Below are 25,373 nucleotides of genomic sequence, written 5' to 3' on the forward strand. Positions count from 1 at the left end.
GCGTTAACTATTGTTTCATGATCACGCCACAACCTACACGTGGTCCGGAGTTACCGGTAGGCTGCGTTTTGTAATCATCAGTGCCACCATGTACGATAACACCTTTACCTATGATGTTATTAACCGCCCCGTCAGTGATGCTCCACCTGTCAGTAGTAACGGATTTCGTAGCATGGCCGTTGTTGTCCAGCTGGATGTTACCGATATCGCCAGAATGATAGGCCGCTGAGCCCCACTCTCCATGGTTTTCTTTTGTTGGGTTCCAGTGACCGTGGGTGTTGTTTCCTTTGTCTCCGCAATCGCCATGCTCATGAAAATGCACCGCCACGTTGCTGTCTGCTCTTGATTTATCGTCAATCACCAGGTCCATTCTTATTTGTGTGCTGTCTAATTGATAAAACTTAGCCGTACCAACGGGTTGAGTAGAGTCGGCAGTTGACATCAGGTTCGCAGTGGCTACCAGGGTGCCGGTTGCTTCAGGCATGGCCATGGAATCAGTAACCGCTGTAGCTGAGTCTCCTCCTGTAGTTTCATCGCTGTTGGTTGATCCGCCTCCGCAGGAAGCCAGTGCGGAGAGTGCTACGATACTACCGAGTAATAAATGGGAACGTTTCATAATGCTTTTTAATTTTAATGAGTGAGGTTAATAGATAAAAATATAGAAAAGTTTACTTTTACTTCAGCTATAGTGAAGTAATAATCAATAGCAATTGTTTTTTCTGCAAACATTGAACCAATTTATGAGTGAGACAAGAGGCCCCTGGCAAATTGAAGGGAAGCAACATATATATGATAATCCCTGGATCAGCATTACGGAATACGACGTGATCAACCCCGGCGGAGGAAAGGGAATATATGGTAAAGTACATTTTAAAAACGCTGCGATCGGTGTTATAGCGCTGGATGATGAGATGAACACGTACCTGGTGGGACAGCACCGTTTTGTTTTAGATGCCTTTAGTTGGGAGATCCCGGAAGGCGGATGTCCAGAAGGCCAGGAAACCTACCTGGAGGCGGCACAGCGGGAGCTGCTGGAAGAAGCCGGCGTCACGGCAGACGACTGGTCTGTCATCCTAAGAAGTCATTTATCCAACTCCGTGAGCGATGAATACTGCGTGATCTTTCTCGCCAGGAAACTTAAAGAAGGCACTGCCGCGCCCGAAGAGACCGAGCAGGACCTGAGATCTAAAAAAGTTCCTTTCACCGAAGTAGCAGAAATGGTCAAGACGGGTGCTATCACCGATGCTATTTCAATAATGGCCGTCCAAAAAGTACAATTAATGATGCTTTTGAACGAACTTTAAGAAATGATATCTCAAAAATCCCGCCCTGTCCCCGCGCATCAACCCGATGGAGATCCGCGGCTCAAAATGGTCCGCCGCGTTACCCGGCTCATGGATGAACAATTTTCCATAGGTGGTTTCCGGTTTGGACTGGACCCGCTGCTCAATCTCATCCCGATCGCGGGAGATGTCGGCAGTTATATTATTTCAATCGCCCTGATCCTGACCATGGTCAAGCATGGAGCTTCCGGGAGATTGGCGGCTAAAATGGTGGTCAACGCTTCGCTGGATGCATTGATCGGCGCCATACCGGTGCTGGGCTGGGTATTCGATTTTGCGTACAAAGCCAACACGCGCAATCTGCAATTACTGACAGAACATTATACAGAAGGAAGGCACCGCGGTAGCGCCTGGCCCGTAGTTGTGGGCGTTCTGATAACGGTTATCGTCATACTCACCCTGATCGTTTACCTGGTAGTCAGGTTCTTCCAGTGGCTGGAGGGGCTTTTTATTTCCTGATCACGACGATGAATGTTACAAACAGGATCATGATATATTAAGGCGCACTAAAAGTATACCGGGACGCACATCACCGAACACACGGAAATGAACATGGGGCTTTTGAGCACGCACTTTAGAACCAAAGAAAATTAACACCTATCTGTGTATTTGTGGCTTTATCTACGCGTCTGACAGTCCCGGTCTGACGCGGTAATAGATCTCATTTTTTTGCTCTGTTATAAGCCGCTTGGAATTCGTTCGATCTAAAGGTACCCCTGGCTAAACAATTTGTGCGCGTGCTCACATCAGCGCCCTCTTATGTTGTAGTTTAGCGCCTTTTTAGTTTCTTTGCCATGTGAAAAATTTCAGATCGCCTCAACGGCCCAAAAAAAGCTCCTTAGTTATTGGTGCAGATAAGATCATTGAAGCGCTTCAATCCGGTAAAGGGTTGGACCGGATCTATATTGATACGAGGTATGTAGGTAAAGATGCTTCCGAGCTGAAAGCACTGGCCGCCCGCGAAGGCGTGCCGGTCAACTATGTGCCTCAACAAAAGCTCAACAGCTTCAATGTGGGCGAGCATGGCGGTTGTATCGCGCAGATAGCCAAGGTGCAGTACCAGCAATTACAGGATGTGATCTCCTTTGTAGTAGAGCGGGGAGAAACGCCGTTGTTTTTAATATTGGACGGCATTACAGATATCCGTAACATTGGTGGTATTGCAAGAACCGCCTGGTGTTGTGGCGTCAACGCGTTGATCATACCCGACAAAGGGGTGGGGGCATTGAATGACGATGCGATCCTGACCTCTGCCGGGGCCCTCGAGAAAATCCCTGTATGTCGCGTGAACAGCCTGATGAAGGCGGTTGATGAACTGCACCTCAACGGTGTGAGGATTTTTGCTGCTGAAATGACAGCCTCACAAAACATTCGCGACTGCGACTTCTCCATGCCCGCGGCTATCGTGATGGGTAGTGAAGAAAAAGGCATTTACCCGGCCTTGCTTAAGATATGTGACGAGCGCATCAGCATACCCATGAAGAATCAATTTGAAAGTCTTAACGTATCTGTCGCGACAGGCATGATATTATATGAAGTGATGAGCCAGCGTTCTGCAGGCGCGGGTTCCCGATAATCTTTAAATACGCTCCCCTTATGGATTTCATGGCCCCGATACATATTGCACCGTTACCTGATCCCATCCGCTATGGCAATAAAGTGCTGCTGATCGGATCTTGCTTTACGGAGCATATCGGCAACGCACTGGCCGAGCATAAGTTTGACGTGTTGCAGAATCCACATGGTATATTGTTTGAGCCGCTAAGCGTGCGACACAGCCTGGTAGCCTATATCGAAAATAAGAAATACACCGAAGCCGACTTGTTTTACCTGAATGAAGTCTGGAATTCCTGGCATCATCATTCCCGTTTTTCGGGTATGGAGCCTGCCACCGTGTTAAAGGGTATGAACGATTCAGTGGAACAGGCACATCATTTTCTGAAAGAGGCGGATTGGGTCGTGATTACGCTGGGATCTGCTTTTTCTTATATCTTATCATCCAATAACCCGGAACACGAACGCAATGATCTGCACGTGGCTAATTGCCATCGTGCGCCCGGTCAATGGTTTTATAAGAAGTTGTTGGGCATTGAGGAGATCGTTGCCGCATTGGACAATATATACCATCGGTTGCGAACCTTCAATCCCCGGATAAAGATCCTTTTCACGGTAAGTCCGGTGAGACATCTTCGCGATGGCGTGATCGATAACAACCGGAGCAAAGCGCGGTTGATCGAAGTGGTGCATCACCTGGCTGATAAGTTTCCTGATGTATATTATTTCCCGGCTTATGAACTGGTGATCGATGTATTGCGTGATTACCGCTTCTTTGATATTGACCTTGCACATCCGAATTACCAGGCGACGGAATTCGTGTTAGAAAAGTTTACCGCAGCTTGTATTGATGAGCCTTCGCAGCAATTGATGAAGCAGGTGCGCCAGATCGCGATTGCCCGGAAGCATAAGGCCTTTCAGCCCAAAACCAACGCTCATCAGCAATTTTTAAAATCGCATTATGAGAAAGCCAGGGAGTTGATGTCGAAATATCCGTTCCTGGATTTCAGGGAAGAAATGGATTATTTTAAGATGAGAGATGGCGAGTGAAGCCCGGCAGCATAGAAACATATTGCAATTCAGGGGTTAAACAATCCATCAACGGTTACGATCTGCCGAAAAAGTCATACATCACTTGTCCTATAAATAGTGCGGAAATGACCGATATAGCTGCTAAAATGAGTACCGCAACATTTTTATAGGATTGTTTGGTTAAACCTTTGATAATTCCATAGCATGTAAGAATGACACCAATAAAAAAAATCAAGAACACTTTTCCCGACCACATCATTTGCAGCCCCCACATGATACCGGATAATGTACTAGCCAGGATAGCCGCGGGGATGCCAGCTATAATAGTTCGCGGCTTAATTTTTCTGTCGTCCAAATTTTGACGAATTTCACTGCGGGTGTCTCGTATAATGTTTCTTACCTCATGTTCGTTAAGCCGATTGAAAGAGATCGATTTTACTAAAAAGTCCTCATCAAAATCTGCATTTTTTAATTGCCATACTTCCTCTTTGATCCGGGCTATTTCGATATCGGTTTCTTTTCTGTTAAAATCTTCTTGTAATAATGCTTCTAAACCGCCTCTGTAATTGATAACAGTTAATAATGCTTCTTTTGCTTCAGCAGAATAATCATTTAAACTGGCGTGTATTTCGAGTAATTGCTCATTAGTGTAATCATTATAAGTAGTTGTTAAGTTTTCTACAGTCATCGTAATTTATTTCGATATCAGTTTATAAACAGTTTTAGTTTCGTAAGTTTCTCCCGGTCTTAAAATCGTATTCGGAAAGCTTCCGATCCGGATCGCATTGGGATGCTTTTGGGTTTCGAAACAGAAGCCTGAGAAAGGCGCATAGGTTGTTCCGTTTTTACCGTTAATTTCAGGAGCATACTTTGCATTATACAGATGCACCAGCGGCTCAGTAGTGAATACCTGCAGTTTAATATCCTGTCCATCAAGTTGCGCTTCTGCCGCCGGATGTTCCATTCCCACACGATCCAGCGGAAAGCTGATGTCAATGCCTTCCTCGGGATTGGCGATTGCCCCGGTCTTGTTGAAGTCGCGGAAATCATTCCTGGTTCCGGCCACCGGAAGTGCCGCGCCCGTGGTGCAATAATTGGCATCCTGCTCCAGGTAGTTACTCGCATAGATCTTCAATTGATGATCGTGAATATCGCCTTCTCCATTATTCAGGTTGAAATAACTGTGGTGGGTAAGATTGACCGCCGTGGGTTGGGTCGTAGTCGCCTTGTACACATAGCTCAACTCGTTGTCGTCGCTCAGCGTAAAAGTAATCTGTACGGTCAGTTCGCCCGGAAAGCCTTCTTCGCCATCGGCGCTGATATACTGCAGCACCAGTTCATCATCAGCGCTCGCAACACGTTCCCATACTTTTTTATCAAATCCTTCCACACCGCCGTGCAGTTGAAAGCCTGGGGCTTTGCTGTTCAGGTTGAAGGTAGTTCCGTCGATTTCGATGGCCGCTTTGTCGATCCGGTTGCCATACCGGCCGATTGCCGCGCCGTAATAAGGATAGTTGGTGAGATAAGCATCGCTCCAGTACGCAGCCGGTTCGTCGAAGCCCAATACAATATCATTGTAAGTGTTGTCGGATTTCTTTATTTTTATCGCCATGATAATGGCGCCATAGTTGGTAATACGGACGATTGTGCCCTTATCATTTTTTAGAGTATAAACAAATATGTCCCTCCCGTTCGGATGTTTGCTTTGCTGTTGCTCTGATATCTCAAGCATAAAGTTATTTTTGATAAAAATATAAAATTGACATGACTATCGACAATCTGAAAATTGAATTTGAAAAGAAATTTGATCAACCTGCTGAACATATATTTTTCTGTCCCGGACGTGTGAACCTGATAGGAGAGCATATTGATTACAACGGCGGCATGGTATTGCCTTGCGCCATCACCATGGGCACCACGTTGCTGGTGGCCAGGAATAATGATAATATTTTCAGATTCAGAGCTGTCGATTTTCCGGAAACCACTGATATTCCCCTTCAAAGCAGTTACAGCAAATCGGGCGAAGAGTGGTTTAATTATCCCATCGGCGTCATCCATGAGTTCACCAAAGCCGGCATTGAACTGACAGGACTCGATTTCCTTTTTTCAGGCAATCTTCCAATCGGTTCCGGTCTTTCATCGTCGGCTTCCATCGAAGTATTGACCGCTCATGCGTTGAACGAACTGTTCACCGGGGGAATGAATAAGGTAGAGCTGGCTTTATTAGGCAAAAGAGTAGAAAATGATTTTATGGGATTGAACAGCGGGATCATGGACCAGTTCGCTGTTGCCATGGGTAAAAAGTCCAATGCTGTGCTGCTGAATTGTGATACCCTGGACTATGAATACCTGCCTTTCGAGATTGGCGATTATGTGCTGGCCATTGTCAATACCAACAAGCCCAGGAAACTGGTCGAATCAAAATATAACGAGCGCTTCAACGAATGCCGGACCGCTTTAAAAGCGCTGCAGCAAAAGTTAGACGTTACGCATTTATGCGAAGTGAGTGTTGAAGACTTTCGCCAGTATAAGGGCCTGATCAATGATCCGGTGGTTGAAAATCGTGCGTTGCACGTGGTTTCAGAAGATGAAAGGGTGAAGAAGGCCAAGGATGCGTTAGTATCCGGCGATATCAAAATGTTTGGTGAGCTGATGTATGCGTCTCATCAATCGCTGCAGGATCTGTATGAAGTGTCGGGTAAAGAATTAGACACCATTGTAGCTTTCGCAAAGGATTACGAAGATTGTATCGGTGCCCGCATGACCGGAGCCGGTTTCGGAGGCTGCGCCATCGCCCTGGTAAAAAAAGACAGTTTTGATGATTTCAAAGAAAAACTGATCCGCTATTATACAGATCAGATCGGTTATGAACCCGGCGTGTTCTCCTCTGTGATCGCTGAAGGCGTGCGGACGGTAGCGTAGCTTATTAATAGTTTCAGGTTGCAAAGCCATTGTTAGCAGAGCTTTGAGGCGATATTTCATTAGCCCTTTAGCAGTCGTTGTTCCGATCAGAGCAGAGAAATCTCGCCGGTCACCTCTTAAAAAATACGGACCGGGGAATAGAAAACTTCGCGTAAATTTGAAGAACAAGAAGAATCCAATGGGAAGTCGTGTTATACATATCGATCCGGAGATCCTTGGTGGTACACCTGTTTTTTTCGGAACCCGGGTGCCCGTCAAAAATCTATTCGACTATTTAGAAACGGGAGAGACTATTGAAACCTTCCTGGATGATTTTGAGGGTGTTTCCCGGGACCAGGTGTTGAAAATTCTTGAAACATCGCAAAAGCTAATTGAAACATCTGTAAATATCCTGAATGAAAATACTGCTTGACGAGTGTGTAACCAAACGCCTGAAAATCCATTTAGAAGGGTTTGAAGTGTACACAGTAAGAGAATTAAGGTTGAGCGGTATAAAAAATGGCAGGTTGATGGCTTACTGCGTTGAAAATGGGTTTGATATATTACTAACAATCGACAAAAACCTGATGTTTCAACAGAATCTTGAAAATATCCTGTCTCCATCGTCGTATTGAACAGCCTCACAAGTAAACTGGAAGAGCTGATACTATTCCTGCCTGCGTTTAAATCCCGCTTGCATCAATTCGAAAAATATAAAGCCTACGTTTTGGAGAAATAGCAGCACACTGTCACATCAAATGCTAATGTTTCAACCGCTTAAAAGGAAAGCCTTCTTTTCGGGGCGTTCCGCTAATGGTGCCGGATATTTCAGCAAATAGAGAATCTTTGCCGATTTGCGTATAAGTGATCTTACTGGGGAAATCGTGCGCCGGGTTCTCAAAAACCAAAGGAGAAGCGCCTTTGGAGACCAATCGAAAGGCCACGGGTCCCTCGTCGTTTTGCCCTTTTGCCGTTACGATCATATGCGCCTGACCGTTTCGCTCCTCGAGCCGCATCGTTTCATAAAAAACAGTATCAGTATTTTGCGTGATAAAACTTTCAGCACTATAAGTTGAATCATCGACCTGCTTCCATTGTTCCCGGGCAACACTTCCTGCATCTTCGTGATGCCAGTTGCCCAAAAGCCATCTGGCATTGCCGATCTGATGATAGGCCGGGTGAGTGGTATTGTCGCGGCTGTCGCAGCTGATTAAAAAAGCAGCCAGCAGCAGGAACCATGATTGCTTTGACATTATTATTTTTTTTTGGTGATGATACTTACATCATTTCAGAGAGGATCTTTCCTGCCTTCGGTGCCAGCGCCACGCCCATGCCTCCCAGTCTTACCGCACAGAAAGTTCTTTCGCTAAGCTGTTTGATGATCGGAGTTTTTTCAGGACCCATCGCCATAATGCCTGCCCAGCGATGCGTGATCGCCGGCTGCTGACCGGGAAGGATCATCTTCTGCAGGAAGTTTTCCAGCGCTTGTTGAATAGCCAATGTGGTAATCGCATCCTGTGTGTATTCGGTAGCAATGGATGAATTGCGGGCGCCACCCAGCAGTATGCGGTCGTCCAGGTTTCTAAAATAATAATACCCTTCGTCAAAGTGAAAAATGCCTTTCCATTTCAGCCCGGGGATCGGCTCGGTAAGCAACACTTGTCCACGCGCAGGCACCAGGGGTATCGCTGGTAACAAAGATTTCGTAAAAGCATTGGTGCAGAAGACCGCCTGCCCGGCGGTTAGAGTGCGTTTGTCGGTCGTTTGCAATAGGACCGCCTGCTCTTCTTCCTCAAAACTTTTCAATTCTGTGCCAAACATTAGCTGAATGTCCAGCGACACGGCTTTTTGAAGCATCACGTTCAGCAGCTTGCCGGGATGTAGCGAGCCCTCAAACCGGTTTTCCACCAGGTGAGTCACATGTGCAAATCCAAATGCTTCAATCAATTCATCTTTCACCACAAAGGTCTCTGTAGCTCCCGTAATCTCGTAAAGTAAATTGTTGATAGCGTTTAGTTGTTCCAGCGGCCCGTCGCTGGTAAGCAATTCGTAGCCTCCTGTGTTGTGATAATCGATCGAAATATCATTAAAATATTGGCGGATGATTTGCAGGCCTTCGAAGCGCCACCTGATCAATTGAATCGCCTTCTCTCTGTCCATATTCGCTATATCCGACAGGATTTCGGTAAGGCTTCCAAAACAGGCAAACCCGGCATTTCTTCCTGACGCGCCGGCGGGAATAGCGCCCCGCTCCATCACAGTGATCTTTTTTGAAGGATATTTCTCCTTCAGCTGGATCGCTGTCCACAAGCCGGCAAAGCCTGCTCCGACAATGATGATATCTTGTGGTGCGTAAAAAGTATCAGCTTCCCAGATGCTTGTTTGATACAAACGGTATGTTTTATATTTTTGGTGATGAAATTTGTTTCAACTTATTACTGATGTAACGATGCTGTGCTTTGATGAGCGGCATTCTATGTATCTGTATTGTTGCCAATAATAAGTTTTAATAAGCTTGATATAACCGGTAATTTACGATGCGTCATTGTAAATCACAAATCAAAAATTATAAATTGTAAATAAACATGGCTTATTGGCTGATCAAATCAGAACCCTTCAAATACAGCTGGGATCAATTGGTAAAAGATAAAAAAACAGTGTGGGACGGCGTGCGCAATTATGCAGCGCGGCTCAACCTTCGCGCGATGAAGAAAGGGGATCTGGCTTTCTTCTATCACAGTAACGAAGGCACAGAGATCGTAGGTATTGCAAAGATCGTGAAGGAGGCTTACCAGGATCCGACCACGGAAGACGACCGTTGGGTGGCCGTTGACGTGGCGCCGGTAAGGAAGTTGAAGAACCCGGTTACGTTGGCACAGATCAAGGCCGAAAAAAAGCTGGCCGATATGGACCTCGTGCGCCTGGGACGTTTGTCCACGCAATCGGTAAAGCCCGAGGAGTGGGACCTGGTGATGCAGATGGCGGGTGAGTAGCCGTGTTTAAAGTTTAAAAAGTTTAAAGGTTTAAGGTTGATAGGGGTTGTTGAACGATGACTTTTATCAGCCTTTTTTATGGAAGGTCTTAACAAAACTTAAGGGTTACTATTTTCACTTGCACGTATTAACAAGTAATTGACACGGCTACAATGGTTGGCTATTTAAACATCCGGAGTTAGTACTGGCATGTTTGCGGGATCAACAGCTTGCCGCTATCTGATCACTTAAACAACAACATCATGAGACGTCTATTTTTTGCAATAGCAATATTGCCGGGGACACTTATGGCCTGTGCGCCCAACAGGTCACACGAAACGGCTGATACAATGGCATCCTTGCCGGCAACTGAAAGCGACGGGCTTGCCTCAGCGAAAGACCCGGAGGTGATCAATGCCCCGGGAGACACGTCAACACAGGCAGCAGCTAAGCCGGCCAGGAACGTTATCAAGACGGCTGATGTCACGATCGAAGCTGAGAATCATAACACCTACTCCTCGTTTGTACGTGGTGTGATCGCTAAGCACCGGGCATATATCTTCGACGAAAGCATCCAGGCTACGGATTACCGGAAGGAAACGATGATGACCATCAAAGTGCCCGTAGAACAATTTGAGTTGCTGCTCGACGCGCTCCAAACCAAAGACGCCAGACAACTCGGGCGCAGTGTCAGCTCTGAAGATGTTACCGCCAGCATGATCGATACAAAAGCAAGGTTGGAAACCCGAAAAGCGGCCAGGGCCAGATATATGGAACTGCTGAACAAGGCCCAAAAAATGGAAGATGTGCTGAGCGTGCAGCGGGAGATCAATGCAATACAGGAAGATATAGAGTCGGCAGAAGCACAGCTGGCGCAGCTTTCAGCGGCTGTGAAATACAGCACCATCCGCCTGACTTATTTCGAACCGCTGGCCGGAAGTGAATCGGGATTCGGAAGCCGGGCCCTCAAAGCGGTGAAAGATGGCGCCGGTATTTTCAAAACATTGTTCTTCGCTTTTCTTACGGCCTGGCCGATATGGAGTATAACGCTTGTGGTGCTTTTCTTCATAAAAAGATACCGGCGGAGCAGACCGGCATTTAAAAAGAATATTTAAGTTTACTGTATGAAGAAAAAGCTGGTTGTATTGACAGGAGCTGGCATCAGCGCAGAGAGCGGTATTAAAACCTTTCGTGACGGGGATGGGTTGTGGGAGGGGTATGACGTGACCGAGGTGGCATCGCCGGAAGGCTGGCAACGCAATCCCGCCCTTGTTCTCGACTTCTACAATATGCGCCGCAAGCAGGCGCTGGAAGCGCAGCCCAATGCGGCCCATAAAGGTCTGGCTGACCTGGAGCGGTATTTCGACGTTACAGTGATTACCCAAAACATTGATGATCTTCACGAGCGTGGCGGCTCTACGCGGGTGATCCACCTCCACGGAGAGATCTTCAGGATGCGCAGCGAACGATCACTGAGTCCGTCTTATGAGATCAGGGGGGATATCCAATGGGGTGACACGGCGCCTGATGGCGGACAGCTGCGCCCCGATATTGTTTGGTTTGGAGAACCCGTTCCGATGATCGAAGTGGCTGCGGAAATAGCGATGGATGCCGATATATTCGTCGTGGTAGGAACGTCCCTCGTCGTTTATCCCGCTGCAGGCTTAATCGATCTTGTTCGCATCTACAATCCCAAGTTTGTTATCGATAAGAAAGTACCCTATTTAAAATCCATGCACAACCTCACCGTCATCGAAAAACCCGCCACCGAAGGAGTAGCTGCCTTAACGGTTCGGTTGAAGGAGCTGTTCCGATTGTAAAGGAGGTTTGCGATACTGCAGACTGAACCAAAACCCTGACGAGTCTTGCTTCCACTGAGGAGGCAGGGCCTTATCAGGATATCGGTAGGGGTGCGGAACGGGCACTTTAGGAGTGCGGCTGCTGTCCTTTGGCGGTGTCAACAGTGATCCCTTCCAGGCATTAGGTATGTCAGACGGATTTTGCCCGCCTTTCACGTTAGGCATCTTCACCGTATGTTGGTTGGGTAGAATACAAGGCATATTATCAATAGTGAGCCTTGCCACTGGTCCGTATTTGCTGGCATACATATGAGATGTGTCCATCAGTCCATCGTTGCTCTTCTCCGGCTTTGAATGTTTTGGCGTCATGACAAGCAGGCTGTTTTGTGCGCTGACCAGCACGGTACAGCTCATAAGCAGCATACATAGCAGGAGCCTGATCTGTGCATTTGCAGATAAATGGCGTTGTTGTAGAAGCGTTGCTGCATGAATACATTCATCAGCGAAAGGAAAACGGGATGTGCCTGGTTTCATACCGGTATTTTCGGGCATGATGCAGATCACAAAAGAATTACATAAATCTCTCGTTATTTTTTTTGCGGATGATGCTGGTGTTCTAAAACAAAGAACCTTCGAAAAGTGTGTTACACCTCCCGAAGGTTCTCCGCTTCTTTACCGTTCGGATACGTTTACCGCATCTTTTTATATAAGTTGATCAGCGTATTTGTACTGCTGTCATGGCTGGATACCGCTTCATCGCTTTGCAGCTCCGGTAATATTTTATTAGCCAATTGTTTGCCCAGTTCCACACCCCATTGATCAAAACTGAAAATATTGAAGATCACGCCTTGAACGAAGATCTTGTGTTCATAAAAGGCGATTAGCTGTCCCAACGTGAAAGGCGTTATTTTTTTGATCAGGAAAGAGTTGGTAGGCTTGTTGCCGTCAAACACCTTAAAAGGCGCCAACTTGTTGATCGCTTCCTTGTCCAGTCCCTGTTTTTTCAGTTCCGCTTTCACTTCCGACAGGTTTTTACCGTTCATCAGCGCTTCCGTCTGCGCAAAAAAGTTGCTCAGTAATTTTTGATGATGGTCGCCGATGGGATTGTGCGATTGAGCGGGAGCAATAAAGTCACAGGGAATCAGCTCTGTTCCCTGGTGAATCAGCTGGTAAAAAGCATGCTGACCATTGGTGCCTGGCTCTCCCCAGATGATCGGCCCGGTCTGATAGTTTACCTTCTTCCCGTTCCGGTCCACACTCTTCCCGTTGCTTTCCATATTTCCCTGTTGAAAATAAGCCGCAAAACGGTGCAGGTATTGGTCGTAGGGCAAGATAGCTTCCGACTGTGCGCCTAAGAAGGTGGTATTCCAGAGTCCTACCAACGCCATTGTTACCGGGATATTCTTTTCAAATTTAGCAGTTCTGAAATGTTCATCCGCGTCATAAGCGCCTTTCAACAATGTTTCAAAGTGGTCATAACCGATGGTCAATGCGATAGAAAGCCCGATAGCGCTCCACAGCGAATAGCGGCCGCCTACCCAATCCCAAAACTCAAACATGTTTTTCGTGTCGATACCAAATTTTTTCACTTCGGTAGCATTGGTGCTCAGTGCTACGAAATGTTTCGCTACATGTTGTTCGTCTTTCGCTTTTTTAAGGAACCAATCGCGAGCCGTGTGTGCGTTGGTCATGGTCTCCTGGGTGGTGAAGGTTTTAGAAGCTATCAGGAACAGGGTTGTTTCCGGGTTTACTTTCTTCAGTGTTTCTGCAATATGGGTCCCGTCTACGTTAGACACGAAGTAGGCATCAATACCTTTCACGGTGTAAGGCTTTAGCGCTTCCGTAACCATCAATGGCCCAAGGTCGCTGCCACCGATGCCGATGTTGACGATCGACTTGATCTTTTTCCCGGTGTAGCCCACATGCGTTCCGGAATGAACCGCTTCGCAGAACGCTTTCATTTTTTCCCGCACAGCGCTCACTTCGGGCATCACATCCTTGCCGCCGCTTTTAATTCCTTGCTTGCCAAAATTTCTGAGCGCAACATGAAGTACCGACCGGTTTTCTGTCTGGTTAATGGTTTTGCCGCTAAACATCGCTTTGATCGCATCTTTAACAGCGGTCTGATCAGCCAGCTGCAAAAGGCTTTGCAGCACCTGGTCATTGATCAGGTTTTTTGAAAAGTCGAAATAGATATTTCCATGCCGGAGGGATAAATGTTGCGCTCTGTTTTGGTCTTCCGAAAAAAGCTGCCGCATATTCCACTGCTTCGCTTCGTCTGCACGTTTCGATAGTTGTTTCCATGCTTTTGTCTTTGTCGGGTTGATCGTTGGGAACATAAAAATGTATAATTAAAGAGATGAGATAAAAACGGCACTAAGATAAGTCCAAAATGGTAAACCCGAATGGACCGGCTGGTAGGGTCAACGCGGGCAACACGGCAGCGGCTAACCGCATCAGGCCTTCAATCGGCTGAATACTTCCATCGTTCTTGCCACCATCGATTCGGTAATATCCAAATGAAGCACCAGCCTCACGCGTTGCGGTGCGATCGCATACGCCAGAATTTGTTCTTCTTTGAAGCGCTGCACGAGGTCGCCCGCTGTAATGCCTTTGGTTTCGAAGATGATAATGTTGGTTTCTACCGGCAACACTTCGGCCACGAAATCCGCGCCAGCCAAAGCACCCGCGATGTTGCGGGCATGTTCATGATCTTCACGCAGGCGTTCGATATGGTGTTGCAGCGCGTAGCTACCGGCTGCGGCCAGGTAGCCCGCCTGGCGCATGCCGCCTCCCAACACTTTCCTGATCCTGCGCGCTTTTTTGATGAAACCGGCATCGCCGAGCAACAAACTTCCCACCGGGCAACCCAGGCTCTTGGAAAGACAGATCGATAGCGTGTCGAAAATAGCGCCGTGTTGTTGAGGGGTTTCGTTTTTGGCAACAAGTGCGTTAAACAAACGGGCGCCGTCGATGTGGAAAGCCAGCTGATTAGCTCTACAAACCTGCTGGATCTGTTTCAGTTCTTCAAAATCGTAGCAACTGCCGCCCCCGCGATTGCTCGTGTTCTCGACGCAGACCAGGCGGGTATTGGCGCGGTGCACATCGTCAGGCTGTATAGCTGCTGCCACCTGGGCGGCGCTGATCCTCCCGCGGTCGCCGTGGAGCAACTGAACAGAGCATCCCGAGTTGAACGCAATGCCCCCGCCTTCGTATTGATAAATATGAGCGTCAGCATCGCAGATCACTTCATCACCTGGCTGCGTATGACATTTAATAGCGATCTGGTTCGTCATGGTGCCGCTGGGACAAAAAAGCGCTCCTTCTTTGCCAAACATATCGGCAGCCAAACGCTCCAGTGCATTGACCGAACCATCTTCTCCAAACACATCGTCGCCGGTATCCGCTTGCATCATGGCTTCCAGCATGGCCGGTGTGGGGCGGGTCACAGTATCTGATCGGTAGTCTATATAAGTAGGTGTCATGACTTTATCAATTGTTGATTTTTAATTCCCATAAAACAGGGGAATGGTGAAAATTAAAGTAAAGGTAAATCGTAACCCAAAACAATACAATGAAGGACTTTGACCAGATATCAAATAGACGGGCTGGCAGCCAGGTGCATAACATTTTTTCTTTTTATGTGATTTTTTACCGCAAAGAGTGCGCAAAGATTTGTTCGCAAAGCACGCAGAGTAGGAAGTTGTTTAACCTTTTGAATATTATTCAGCAGAACATTTCAAAATAATATCCTCATTCAAATCGAACCGAAGCGCCCGCCCGTGCCGGGACGGACGGGAAGAAATCCCACCTAACCCGGTCTGACGGTCTCCGTCTGACCGTTTCTGTACGCAAGCCCCAAGCAAATCATCGGATCAGAAAGCGTTACTAGCGCCACTAATTAGTGCGGGGCCGCTGAAGCCACAAAGACCGGCATGAAATAGCGCTCTTATTGGCGCACATGATCCGCCTCCATCCCTTTTGCAGAATGAAGAAAGTTTAAACAACGCCCAGGATAAAAATCTTATGCGCGCTGGTAGCCTGGCTCATGATGTCGATATCAGCAACCTTTGTATCTTTGAAGCAATGGAAAAACAAGCGCTTTTGAAAAGGATCAAAGAAACGGTGCAGCAGATTGAACCGGATGCTACCGTGATCCTGTATGGTTCTTATGCGCGGGGGGAGGAGGATAAACATTCGGACATCGACCTCTTGATTTTGGTTAATAACGAGCATTTATCTTTTCTGGACAAAAAGAAAATAGCATATCCCATTCATGATATTGGAATAGACAATGGTGAGGTAATTAGCCCTTTTATTTTATCAAAGCAAAAATGGGAGACCTTGTATCGTATTACTCCTTTATATGAAAATATTCAAAGAGAGGGGATCGTGCTATGAATGAACATCAACAACTAATCAGTTTCAAGCTAAAAAAGGCGGAGGAAACATTAGGTGAAAGTAGAGCTTTTAATAAAGAATAATTTTTGGAACGCATCAGTGAGCAGAACCTATTATGCATGCTTTTACGCTGTGGGCACTTTGTTATTAACTAAGAATATAAAGCCAACTACTCACAAGGGAGTACAAACGATGTTTAATAAATATTTTGTTTTGGAAGGCGTCCTTTCAAGAGAGTGGTCCCGGTTTTATTCTAATCTATATGGAGAGCGTCATTTAGGTGATTATGGTGAGTTTATAGATTTCGATGAAATGACCGCGACCGATTTTTTTCATTCAGCTAAAGAATTTATATCAGTAATAAACAATCTAATCAAACACAAACAATAGAATATGCCATCATTTGATTTTGTAAGTAAGGTAGATGCGCAGGCGTTAGACAACGCTGTCAACGTGGTCTCAAAAGAAATTGCCAACCGTTTTGATTTTAAAGGGTCTCACCTGGTGATCGATCTTGATAAGAAGAACTACACCCTGAAAGTAGAAACGGAAGACGATATGAAGATGAAGCAGCTGATCGATGTGTTGGTCAACCGTGCCCATAAGCAAGGCATTGCGCCGGAAGCCTTCGACCTGGGAAAAGAAGGAAGCATGATCGGTAAGGTCTGGAAAAAAGAAATCGCGGTTCGCAACGGGTTGAAGCAGGAAGATGCCAAGAAGATCGTGAAGCAGATCAAAGATGCGGGGCTTAAGGTTCAGGCCTCTATCAACGATGACCTGGTGCGGGTGACGGGCAAGAAGATCGATGATCTGCAGAGCGTGATACAGGCGTCCAAAACCTGGGACCTCGGCATTCCTTTGCAGGTAGAAAATATGCGTAGTTAAATAACGCTGAGTAACCGATGAGCGAAGTGCGTTAAAGGAATTGGCGGAGTGTTTCCAGGTTGCCTATCGCGTCGCCCATCGTGTTGTTAAAATAAATATAAACGGTTTTATTGAGCCGCTGCCAATCACGTACATAGCCTGCATACTCATGGAGCAGGCTTTCTTCATAGCTCCCCTTATAATTGCCGTCGGGCCCATGGAACCTGAGATAAACGATCGGCGCATCCAGATCCGGCTGAGGTGACCCGCTGCCTTTCTTATCGTGATAGACCATCGCTGCGTGGTATCGGTCCAGTAGTTCATAAGTGGCATCCTGGTACCAGGATCGGTGCCGGAACTCGACCGCCACCGGCCATTGATCTTTATGATGCGCCTGCAAGACAGACAATAACTGATCGACCTTTTTGATGTAAGCACTGTTGACCGAAGGGGGTAACTGAACCAGTAAGGTGCCGGCTTTATGCGCGGCCGGCTCAATCACCTTAAAGTATTGCGCCACATCCGCCCGATCAAACTCAAGAGAAGGATTGTGCGTGATCTGTTTCCATAGCTTGAAGGTAAAACGGAACCCGGGGCCGACCGATTCCACCCAGTTCGCGATGGTCGCCGCACGCGGCAGCTTGTAAAAGATAGAATTGATCTCGATGGAATTAAACAAGGTACCATATACACTGATGCGGCTTTTGCCTTCCAGGTGAGGAGGGTAATGCTGTTGATTCCGGTAGGGCAGGACCAGGCCGCTCGTTCCCAGGTATATCGATGGTCGCTTACTCATATTGAGCTATTTGAACTTTCACAGATACATAGCACCTGTGTTCCTATGTGATTTAATAATAAAAACTTGATTAATACAATTACTGTTTGCAAAAACCTTTCCATCATGGGCGACAGATCAGTGCTATGACCGGGGAGATAACTGCTATCGGCTAAGTGCGCTTCAATAAATTATTCCTAAAATTGCTGTAAATAAGTGTAAAGATTTTGTCAAAAGACAATACAGTTTTAATTTTCGCTTTTCTGCGAAACTGAATTGAAAATAAATGAGATATAGAACCTTACTTGTCCGTTACCTGTTCATTTCCATCTGTTGCTTTCTGATCAGCAGCGCTGTTGCGGCGCAGGATATGGCCGCGCGGCTTGAAAACTACGCCGCAAAATTCAGCCCGGAACGTGCTTATCTTCACTATGATAAATCGTCCTATTCATCGGGCGAAACCATCTGGTTCAAAGCATATCTGTTAAACGAAATTACAGCTGCGACAGAAAGCAAGAACTTCTATGTCGATTGGATCGATGACAATGGAAGGATATTAAAGCACACCGTGGCGCCATTGGTGCAGGGCCTGACCAACGGACAATTTGATATACCGGCGGACTACAAGGGACGCTACATCGCAGTAAGGGCCTATACCAGCTGGATGCTCAATTTCGATTCTTCTCTATTATATAAAAAGGCGATCAACATTCTTCATAAAGACTCCCTGACAAGCCCCGTCCAAATTGCCGTGAAGCCGGTGCTGGAATTTTTTGCTGAAAGCGGGGATTGGGTAGCAGGCTTTCCTAACAAGATCGCCTTTAAGGCAAGAGATCAGTGGGGGCGCCCGGTCAAGATCAGGGGTGCCGTGTTTGGAAAAGACGGGAAGATGGTCGATAGCCTGCGGATCCAACATGACGGAATGGGTTTCCTGCTCCTGAATGGAGCGGCCGGGGCCAAATTCACTGCCAAATGGAAGGACGAACAAAATAAAGAATATACTACGCCGTTGCCGGAAGTGAAAGCCAGCGGCGCACATTTGCAGGTAAAGGTCGCGCCGGGCAAACGAGAGTTCCGGGTATATCTTTCGCCTGATCTGGCCGCCGCCTCTGACAGTGTTCACCTGATCGGTAACATGTTCCAGCACCCGGTGTTCAAGCTTACCAAGTCAACCAAAGATGAAATAGTGGGGATCGTGCCTACTGCAAATCTTCCCTACGGAGTATTGACCATTACGGTGTTCGATAAAAGCTGGAAGCCGCTGGCAGAGCGGATTACCTATATTGATAATCATGCGCCTTATATCTTCCGGCCGGAAATGGAAGTGCAGCGGTGGGGACTGAGCTATCGTGCCAGGGATGAGGTGAAGATAAAAGTTCCTGAAAACATCGCTTCGTCCTTGTCGGTATCTGTTACAGACCTGAGCATCGACGCGGATAGTTCCGACAATATCTTGTCCACACTGATGCTTACAAGTGAATTAAAAGGCAAAGTGCATAACGCGGCATACTATTTCAGTAATCCTACGGATGCGAAGCAGCAGGAGCTGGACCTCGTGATGCTTAGCAATGGCTGGCGAAGGATCAACTGGCAGCAACTGGCTTCGGGCGAGCTGCCGAAGATCCATTATCCCAAAGACACTTCTTATCTGTCCTTGTCCGGCACCGTCCAGGGTGTGATGCCCGGCGCGATCGGTGATGGCTCTGCCGCCATGATGATCCTGACGCAGAAGGATCAGCAGAATAAAATGCTGCTCGTACCGATCGAACGGAACGGTACATTTAATGATCCTGCCACCATCATCTTTGATTCCGCGCAGGTCTATTATCAGTTCCAGGACAAGTCACTGAAGGGTGCGTCTATCAGTTTTGTACCGAATAAATTACGGACGCCGCCTGTAGGTAAGATGTTCAACAACCTGCGCTGGCCCGATACCACAGGGATGTGGCGCCACCTGATGCTCGCTGCCGAGTTGAATGATAATATCCAGAAAACAAAATATAAAGAGCTGGAAGCCGTTACCGTGAAAGCCAAGGCAAAACCTTTGGTAGATCAGATGGATGAAAAATATGCATCCGGTTTATTCAGTGGCGGTGATGCCATCAAGTTTGATGTGGTCAATGATAAATTTGCCAATGTCGGAGACATCTTTACCTATCTTCAGGGAAAAGTGGCCGGTCTGCAGATCAATGGTCAGGGCAGCAATGCTTCTCTGAGCTGGCGCGGAGGCGCTCCGCAATTGTATGTAGATGAGGTTCCTTCAGATGTCAATATGGTGTCTTCGCTCAACATTACCGATGTGGCGTTCATCAAAGCGTTCCGTCCGCCCTTCATGGGCGGCTTCAACGGAGGCAATGGCGCCATCGCCATTTACACACGCCGCGGTGATGATGTAAAGCGCGACCCTTCTTCGGGTATACCCAGCGGGCGTATCGAAGGCTACACGAATATCCGGGAATTCTATTCACCCAAATACCTCACAACAGAGCCCGCTCCGGGCGCCGACCGCGATGTAAGGACGACGATCTACTGGAATCCGAATGTCACGATTGATCCGCGCACCCGCGAAGTAGTGCTATCATTCTACAACAATGATGTGACGGATGCGTTCCGTGTTGTTATCGAAGGGATGACCGCCGACGGCAAGCTGGCACACCTCGAAGAAAAGATGGAGTGATCTTAACCGTTCCCATGATAGAATCTCAGGAATAAAAGAATAGGTTGCCTGGCGGCATGCTGACGAGTTCCCCGACCCGGTCAGACGGTCCCCGTCTGACCGTTGAAAACGAAATCCATTGTTCCCTGTCGTTCCGGGCGCAGCGCAGCCGGGGAATCTCGTTAGACAACGCGAAATGGTTCCCCGTCCCTTTGGGCCGGACAGGCGCTCTCCATTACGGCGTCGGAATGGTTCATTGGTATTCGTCGCTCCGACCGCAGCGCATAACCTCGTTTCAATAGCATGAAGTGTATTTCCCTTCTCATCAAGGCTAACAACACAGTATCCCGTATCTCAAAACGAAGCAACCCTACCTCAAAGGTAACCCGGCCCGGCTCCCGGGCGAGTCGTCGCACCTTTTTCCCAGGTCGGCGAAGCTCAAACCTTCGCCGGCTCAGGTTCGGGGGCCGGGGATACCCACCTCGCCAGGATACCTGGGGGAGTGCTTTAGCCAAGTAAGCCGAGCTAAGGGCTTCGCGTGCCGAGGTTTGAGAGATCCCCTCCCTACCTAAAGAGGTGCCCCTAACCGAGCTTTAAGCTTCGCCAGCTGAGGAAAAAGCTTTGTCGGCTTAGGGTAGAGGTAGGTAGGCGAGGTTTTTAAGAAAAGGAATAGGTTGCCTGGCATAACGGGGGACTGCCGACCCGGTCAGACGGGGACCGTCAGACCGGGTCGCCCTGGCCACGTTATACTGACAATATCGCGATCAGGGTTGCAGCTCCACCCCGTTGACCACGATTGATTGGGCGCTGATGCCCAGGCTGATCGACCCGGAGTAATCATACACATAGGGTGAATAAGATTCAGAAATGGTTGATATTACTGCGTTTTTCAGCAGTGTTTCTTTCTTCGTTTCCTTGCCATAGCTATCAGTCATCGTTACCAGGATATCATACTTCGCCTTTTTGTCCTGGATAGCCAGTAGCAGCTCTTTATCCAGCTTCATTGGCGTAGCAGAATAATAAATATATTTCTTCTGCGGGTAAAGACTGTCGGTGTCATAGACATCGCGGGTGAGGCTATAGCTCGCGGAGGAAAGCGGGGTCTTCACCGTTTTTCCGTTGTGCGTAAAGATCATTTCGATCTGGTATCTCTTTTCGTTTTGTGCGGAGGCAACGGTGCACCAGAGCATCAACAGGGACAGGAGGGAGGTAAGGACAATTTTTTGTTTCATGGGTATATATTTTATTTTGATTTAGCCGGGTGGGAGGGACAACGAGCCGGATGATTGTTGTCATTCAACAAAAATATATTTTTTTGCTCATATGTCGCCGATCTATTCAATGCTATCTGTCTCTTACTGATTGGATAGCACGGAGAAACGCAGACAATGACCAGTAATCAGGTCTGCTAATCAGCAGGTGCGCGACGTACCATTCATCCCTTTGTAGTATCAGGGAATGAATAATTTCATGTAAGTTTGATCTATAATCGTTTTATATGAAGAAAATCCTGTTATATCTATTTTGCGGTATACCCGCTTTTGCATTCGGGCAAACCGAAAGCGCTACCATCAAAGGGTCCCTTCAAAAGATGGGCGACAGTATTCAAAGCATTTATTATATGTACCGGAGCGGTGATGACATGGTTCGGGATAGTGTGAAAGTGACCGGTAACAGCTATGTAATAAAAGCCGAAGGCGAAATGCCGTTAATGATCACTTTGCTGTCGGTAGATCCACAGGGAGGCTCCCGTCCGGAAAAAAAGGATGTTGCACAGATCTATTTGCAATCCGGCAATAATACGGTGATCTCCACCGACTCTTTTTCTAATGTACAGGTGAAAGAATCAAAAGCGCATGCGGAATATGTAAAGCTACGCTCCGCGTCTGAACCTTTTATGGATCAAATGCGTGAGTTGGGCGAAAAATATCCTGCATTGAAAGCCAGTAATGATGTGGCCGGCATGGAAAAACTGGAAGCCGATTACGAAGCGCTTCAGGCCAAAATGAATGAAGAAGTGTATGGAAGCTATCTTAAGAAAAATCCGAATTCTCCGATTGCCCTGTATGCATTGGGACAATACGCGGGATATGACATCGATCCGGCGAAAGTAGAGCCTATCTTTAACACGCTGTCTGAGGCTGCAAAGCAAAGTGCAGCAGGAAAGCGCTTTGCGAAAAAGCTGGACATAGCCAAAGCAACAGCCATCGGTGCCATGGCGCCTCAGTTTTCGCAAGCCGATACATCAGGAAATCCTGTTACGTTAGCCTCGTTCAAAGGCAAATATGTATTAGTTGATTTCTGGGCCAGCTGGTGCGGCCCCTGCCGGATGGAGAATCCGAACGTCGTAGCGGCGTATGACAAATACAAAGATAAAAACTTCACCGTATTGGGTATTTCGCTCGATGATGCCGAGGACGACGGAAAGGAAAGCTGGTTGAAAGCGATCGCCAAAGACAAACTGACCTGGACGCATGTATCAGATCTTAAAGGCTGGCAGAACGAAGTGGCCCAGCAATACGGCATCCAGGCGATCCCGCAAAACCTGCTGCTCGATCCAACCGGTAAGATCATCGCTAAAAATGTACGCGGTGAAGAGCTGCAAAAGAAACTGGAAGAGCTGATTAAATAAGAGCTGTTCAGCAAACGCTGAAACCGGGATGGTCAGGCAGCATGCATCAGGCAACAGGGTACACCGGCAACAGCCGGTAGCTTTGAGAAAATGATGTTCGCTTCCGGATCATCCCTTATTTTTTACCAGCGAACCACAGTGAAAACGATTTCGCGGTATTGATCCTTCTCAAACAGTACCCCTATTTTTTTACGGCTGATCTTTACGATATCTGAATAGGCGGCTACATCTCCTTTTTGGTGGGCCTCGTAAACAGGAATCTGTTTCCACCAGTGTTTTCCGTCATCCCGGCTGATCTTCAGCGTCAGGTGATTTCGCTGAATGCTGTCCGCAGGATTGCAGAAGGCGAGGATGTGTTTTCCTCTGTGTTGACCGATCGTAAGCAAGGATCCCTGGCACACGGGGTCCGGGAGCTGAGGATCAAAATCCTGTTGCAACCAGCTGGCGCCGCCATCCGCGCTTATCGCCACGTAACGCGCTTTCACATGTCCCTGCTGGTTCCTCAGGTTCAGCATCAGCCTTCCGCCGCTGATCTCAGCAGCCATATTCTCATTGCCGCCTTCAAGCGCCAGATCCGGGCTGAGCCGGAAGTGCCCGCCGTGGTCATCCGTATAAAATCCATGCGCGCGGTAATCTTTAAAGTGCGCCTGCGGCGGACCCGCCGAATGGTTGGCTGCTACGTAGATCCTTCCTTTGTACACACCGGAAGTGAACTGCATGGCATGCCCCGGTGTATTGGCATAACTGCGCCAATCCTCTTTAAAACGATAAGCGGGGTTGATTGCCGGCTGGTGGGGGCGATGTACCTGTGTGGTGATATTGACACCCTCGCTCCATGAAGCGCCGCCGTCGGTCGAAGTGGTATACCACACTTCCCGGATGCCGTCGCCTTTCCTTACGGATCCTTCATGGTTATTGCCGGTGTTATAAAACAGGAAGATCCTCCCGCGGGGATAAGCCGGGTCTGTAAGGTCAACGACCGGAGCGGGATTGCCCGCTTGCAGCGCACCGGCGTCGACCACCACCTGCAGCGCTGACCAGGTATGTCCTTTGTCGGTACTTCTTTTCAGGACAATGTCGATGTTGCCAAAGTCGCCGGCATTATGCACCCGTCCTTCGGCAAAAGCCAGCAGGGAACCGTCTTGTAATGAAATGATGGCAGGTATCCGGAAGCTCTTGTAGCCGTCGGTTCCCGAAGTGAACACGGGCACTTGTTGTTGTGCCGCGATGGTCAGCTGCAGCAATAGCAATGCGTTCAGCAGCAGGCAGGTGAAGAGGGTTGAGGTCTTTTGCATGATCCGTTTCGAGGGTTTAAAATGATCGTTGAATGCGATGGGCCGCTAGCTTTCTGTGTGAAAATACAGCTTATAGAAACGCCCTTTCTCATCTTCCCCGTGTTCGATGCGGCTGCGGTCGCCGTGGATATAGATATGGAAGTTTTTATCCAGCTTGATCACGCTTTTGTAGCTTCTGTTCTGCCGTTTCACAGCTGCCGGTGAGATAGAAAAATTGTCCGCAATTTCCAGGTCGCGCTCGTTGGCATATTCCTGTTTGAAGCGGCTGAAGCTGTCGATGTATTCTTTGTGGTGCAACACTTCCTCGTTGAAGCTTTCCTGGTCAAAATGCTGCTTTTCTTTAAAGAAGCTCAGGGTCCTGTTCAGCAGGTCGGCCTGATCGGCTTTGGTGACATTGTACTCTTCCGGCAACTGCTTTACCACATAATTCTTATACAGCGTCATGGTGTTCTCTGTATTATAATATTGGTCCTGCCGTTGACGGATATGCAGGAACTCGTCTGTCCAGTAGCGCGCCTCCGCAGATTTGTTCGTGTTATCAACTACGGAGACGATATAGCCTTGTTCTTTTTCTGTGTTATAAATGATACATCCCTTATCCAGTTTGTTGATATTGATCCCCTCTTCACTTTCAATGTCAAAAGCATCTTCCTGCAATAAGATTTTCAGAAACGTTTCTTTATTCTCAGATTTGAAAAGGCCGATGGCGTCAAGCGTTTCGCCATCCAGCAGGCAGTCTTTAAAGTACACAACGTAGAACTCGCCGCCTTTGATATTCGGATGAGTGCTTTGATTATACAGGTGCTGGGCCAGGTGTTTAGACTGGGCCAGCGTTTGCTCCGGCTTGTCAAAAATAGCAGAGACATAAGTGTACACCTCATTTAGCGCCAGGTCGCTATCGTGGAATAGTTGAAAGTATTCCTCCGATTTAAAAGGCTTGATAAAATAAGCGGCAAGCAGGTCCTTCACTTCCGGATCGATCGCCAGCTCTTTTTTAGAAAGCGTCAGGTATTCATCTTCCGATTGGTTGCCAACCTTATGCACACAAATATGGGTAATAGAAGCTCCTTCGAAATATTGCATCAGTACTAATATTAAACGGCCGTAAAGTAAACGTAAAAATCCTAAGGCGAACAAAATTTCAGGTAA

Annotated in this window: 27 protein-coding genes; 15 read left to right on the forward strand and 12 right to left on the reverse strand. The window is 47.6% G+C overall.

Features of this window, described 5'->3' with window-relative positions; translation table 11 throughout:
* Nucleotides 1–7: 7 nt before the first annotated feature.
* Entirely contained in the window at nucleotides 8–616 is a 609-nt protein-coding gene (locus ACU37H_RS15840) for a superoxide dismutase family protein (RefSeq protein ID WP_472705293.1), read from the reverse strand.
* A gap of 124 nt (nucleotides 617–740) precedes the next feature.
* Here ACU37H_RS15840 and ACU37H_RS15845 point away from each other — a divergent pair, with 124 nt between their 5' ends.
* From ACU37H_RS15845 to ACU37H_RS15860, 4 genes are all read left to right on the forward strand, one after another.
* Nucleotides 741–1,304, forward strand: coding sequence for an NUDIX domain-containing protein (locus tag ACU37H_RS15845; RefSeq protein WP_472705291.1), 564 nt, complete (start codon nucleotides 741–743; stop codon nucleotides 1,302–1,304).
* A 3-nt stretch (nucleotides 1,305–1,307) separates the two neighbouring features.
* On the forward strand, nucleotides 1,308–1,802 hold the full coding sequence (locus ACU37H_RS15850) for a DUF4112 domain-containing protein (protein ID WP_472705289.1): 495 nt from the start codon (nucleotides 1,308–1,310) through the stop codon (nucleotides 1,800–1,802).
* Nucleotides 1,803–2,139: 337 nt separating this feature from the next.
* Nucleotides 2,140–2,919 carry a 23S rRNA (guanosine(2251)-2'-O)-methyltransferase RlmB gene (rlmB, locus tag ACU37H_RS15855; RefSeq protein ID WP_472705287.1) on the forward strand — a complete coding sequence of 260 codons (780 nt, stop codon included), beginning with the start codon at nucleotides 2,140–2,142 and terminating at the stop codon, nucleotides 2,917–2,919.
* Between the two features lie 20 nt (nucleotides 2,920–2,939).
* Nucleotides 2,940–3,947, forward strand: a complete 1,008-nt coding sequence (locus ACU37H_RS15860; RefSeq protein ID WP_472705285.1) for a GSCFA domain-containing protein — start codon at nucleotides 2,940–2,942, stop codon at nucleotides 3,945–3,947.
* Nucleotides 3,948–4,002: 55 nt separating this feature from the next.
* Here ACU37H_RS15860 and ACU37H_RS15865 read toward each other — a convergent pair whose 3' ends face one another.
* Nucleotides 4,003–4,617, reverse strand: coding sequence for a hypothetical protein (locus tag ACU37H_RS15865; RefSeq protein WP_472705283.1), 615 nt, complete (start codon nucleotides 4,615–4,617; stop codon nucleotides 4,003–4,005).
* Nucleotides 4,618–4,623: 6 nt separating this feature from the next.
* Nucleotides 4,624–5,661 carry an aldose epimerase family protein gene (locus tag ACU37H_RS15870; protein WP_472705281.1) on the reverse strand — a complete coding sequence of 346 codons (1,038 nt, stop codon included), beginning with the start codon at nucleotides 5,659–5,661 and terminating at the stop codon, nucleotides 4,624–4,626.
* Between the two features lie 32 nt (nucleotides 5,662–5,693).
* On the opposite strand from ACU37H_RS15870, the gene ACU37H_RS15875 reads away from it, so the two are divergent.
* From ACU37H_RS15875 to ACU37H_RS15885, 3 genes are all read left to right on the forward strand, one after another.
* The gene (locus ACU37H_RS15875) at nucleotides 5,694–6,851 is read left to right on the forward strand and encodes a galactokinase (RefSeq protein WP_472705279.1); all 1,158 of its coding nucleotides are present in this window, start codon (nucleotides 5,694–5,696) and stop codon (nucleotides 6,849–6,851) included.
* A gap of 157 nt (nucleotides 6,852–7,008) precedes the next feature.
* Nucleotides 7,009–7,263 (forward strand): DUF433 domain-containing protein, encoded by a 255-nt coding sequence (locus tag ACU37H_RS15880; RefSeq protein ID WP_472705278.1) that lies wholly within the window; start codon nucleotides 7,009–7,011, stop codon nucleotides 7,261–7,263.
* Nucleotides 7,247–7,465: a DUF5615 family PIN-like protein gene (locus ACU37H_RS15885; protein WP_472705276.1), complete on the forward strand. Its 219-nt coding sequence runs from the start codon at nucleotides 7,247–7,249 to the stop codon at nucleotides 7,463–7,465. Before ACU37H_RS15880 ends, ACU37H_RS15885 begins: the two co-directional genes overlap by 17 nt.
* 126 nt (nucleotides 7,466–7,591) lie before the next feature.
* On the opposite strand, the gene ACU37H_RS15890 is transcribed toward ACU37H_RS15885, so the two are convergent.
* A complete protein-coding gene (locus ACU37H_RS15890; RefSeq protein ID WP_472705274.1) occupies nucleotides 7,592–8,083 on the reverse strand; it encodes a DUF6265 family protein in 492 nt (163 codons plus the stop codon).
* Nucleotides 8,084–8,108: 25 nt separating this feature from the next.
* Entirely contained in the window at nucleotides 8,109–9,221 is a 1,113-nt protein-coding gene (locus tag ACU37H_RS15895; RefSeq protein ID WP_472705272.1) for an NAD(P)/FAD-dependent oxidoreductase, read from the reverse strand.
* Between the two features lie 194 nt (nucleotides 9,222–9,415).
* Between ACU37H_RS15895 and ACU37H_RS15900 the strand changes: the two genes are divergently transcribed.
* The 3 genes from ACU37H_RS15900 to ACU37H_RS15910 all read left to right on the forward strand — a co-directional run bounded on the left by ACU37H_RS15900 (nucleotide 9,416) and on the right by ACU37H_RS15910 (nucleotide 11,622).
* A complete protein-coding gene (locus ACU37H_RS15900; protein WP_472705270.1) occupies nucleotides 9,416–9,823 on the forward strand; it encodes an EVE domain-containing protein in 408 nt (135 codons plus the stop codon).
* A gap of 242 nt (nucleotides 9,824–10,065) precedes the next feature.
* A complete protein-coding gene (locus ACU37H_RS15905) occupies nucleotides 10,066–10,917 on the forward strand; it encodes a DUF4349 domain-containing protein (protein ID WP_472705268.1) in 852 nt (283 codons plus the stop codon).
* Between the two features lie 9 nt (nucleotides 10,918–10,926).
* Complete coding sequence (locus ACU37H_RS15910; protein WP_472705266.1) at nucleotides 10,927–11,622, forward strand: SIR2 family NAD-dependent protein deacylase; 696 nt, start codon at nucleotides 10,927–10,929, stop codon at nucleotides 11,620–11,622.
* On the opposite strand, the gene ACU37H_RS15915 is transcribed toward ACU37H_RS15910, so the two are convergent.
* The 3 genes from ACU37H_RS15915 to ltaE form a co-directional block, all read right to left on the reverse strand.
* Nucleotides 11,587–12,135, reverse strand: coding sequence for a hypothetical protein (locus ACU37H_RS15915; protein WP_472705265.1), 549 nt, complete (start codon nucleotides 12,133–12,135; stop codon nucleotides 11,587–11,589). The genes ACU37H_RS15910 and ACU37H_RS15915 overlap by 36 nt on opposite strands.
* 155 nt (nucleotides 12,136–12,290) lie before the next feature.
* On the reverse strand, nucleotides 12,291–13,940 hold the full coding sequence (gene pgi / locus ACU37H_RS15920; RefSeq protein WP_472705263.1) for a glucose-6-phosphate isomerase: 1,650 nt from the start codon (nucleotides 13,938–13,940) through the stop codon (nucleotides 12,291–12,293).
* Between the two features lie 117 nt (nucleotides 13,941–14,057).
* A complete protein-coding gene (gene ltaE / locus ACU37H_RS15925; protein ID WP_472705261.1) occupies nucleotides 14,058–15,086 on the reverse strand; it encodes a low-specificity L-threonine aldolase in 1,029 nt (342 codons plus the stop codon).
* 496 nt (nucleotides 15,087–15,582) lie between these two features.
* Between ltaE and ACU37H_RS15930 the strand changes: the two genes are divergently transcribed.
* From ACU37H_RS15930 to ACU37H_RS15940, 3 genes are all read left to right on the forward strand, one after another.
* Nucleotides 15,583–16,002, forward strand: a complete 420-nt coding sequence (locus tag ACU37H_RS15930; RefSeq protein ID WP_472705259.1) for a nucleotidyltransferase domain-containing protein — start codon at nucleotides 15,583–15,585, stop codon at nucleotides 16,000–16,002.
* Between the two features lie 99 nt (nucleotides 16,003–16,101).
* Nucleotides 16,102–16,392 (forward strand): HEPN domain-containing protein, encoded by a 291-nt coding sequence (locus tag ACU37H_RS15935; RefSeq protein ID WP_494407614.1) that lies wholly within the window; start codon nucleotides 16,102–16,104, stop codon nucleotides 16,390–16,392.
* Nucleotides 16,393–16,395: 3 nt separating this feature from the next.
* The gene (locus ACU37H_RS15940; protein WP_472705255.1) at nucleotides 16,396–16,887 is read left to right on the forward strand and encodes a YajQ family cyclic di-GMP-binding protein; all 492 of its coding nucleotides are present in this window, start codon (nucleotides 16,396–16,398) and stop codon (nucleotides 16,885–16,887) included.
* Between the two features lie 31 nt (nucleotides 16,888–16,918).
* Here ACU37H_RS15940 and ACU37H_RS15945 read toward each other — a convergent pair whose 3' ends face one another.
* Nucleotides 16,919–17,662: a DUF72 domain-containing protein gene (locus ACU37H_RS15945; RefSeq protein ID WP_472705253.1), complete on the reverse strand. Its 744-nt coding sequence runs from the start codon at nucleotides 17,660–17,662 to the stop codon at nucleotides 16,919–16,921.
* Nucleotides 17,663–17,927: 265 nt separating this feature from the next.
* Between ACU37H_RS15945 and ACU37H_RS15950 the strand changes: the two genes are divergently transcribed.
* Entirely contained in the window at nucleotides 17,928–20,318 is a 2,391-nt protein-coding gene (locus ACU37H_RS15950; RefSeq protein ID WP_472705251.1) for a hypothetical protein, read from the forward strand.
* A 743-nt stretch (nucleotides 20,319–21,061) separates the two neighbouring features.
* Here the strand turns inward: ACU37H_RS15950 and ACU37H_RS15955 are convergent.
* Complete coding sequence (locus ACU37H_RS15955; protein WP_472705249.1) at nucleotides 21,062–21,529, reverse strand: hypothetical protein; 468 nt, start codon at nucleotides 21,527–21,529, stop codon at nucleotides 21,062–21,064.
* Nucleotides 21,530–21,795: 266 nt separating this feature from the next.
* Between ACU37H_RS15955 and ACU37H_RS15960 the strand changes: the two genes are divergently transcribed.
* Entirely contained in the window at nucleotides 21,796–22,929 is a 1,134-nt protein-coding gene (locus tag ACU37H_RS15960) for a redoxin domain-containing protein (protein ID WP_472705247.1), read from the forward strand.
* 122 nt (nucleotides 22,930–23,051) lie between these two features.
* On the opposite strand, the gene ACU37H_RS15965 is transcribed toward ACU37H_RS15960, so the two are convergent.
* On the reverse strand, nucleotides 23,052–24,224 hold the full coding sequence (locus tag ACU37H_RS15965; protein WP_472705245.1) for a sialidase family protein: 1,173 nt from the start codon (nucleotides 24,222–24,224) through the stop codon (nucleotides 23,052–23,054).
* A 45-nt stretch (nucleotides 24,225–24,269) separates the two neighbouring features.
* A complete protein-coding gene (locus ACU37H_RS15970; protein WP_472705243.1) occupies nucleotides 24,270–25,307 on the reverse strand; it encodes a nucleoid-associated protein in 1,038 nt (345 codons plus the stop codon).
* Nucleotides 25,308–25,373 lie beyond the last annotated feature (66 nt).

This window comes from Niabella sp. ZPM-14 (genome assembly GCF_055693045.2).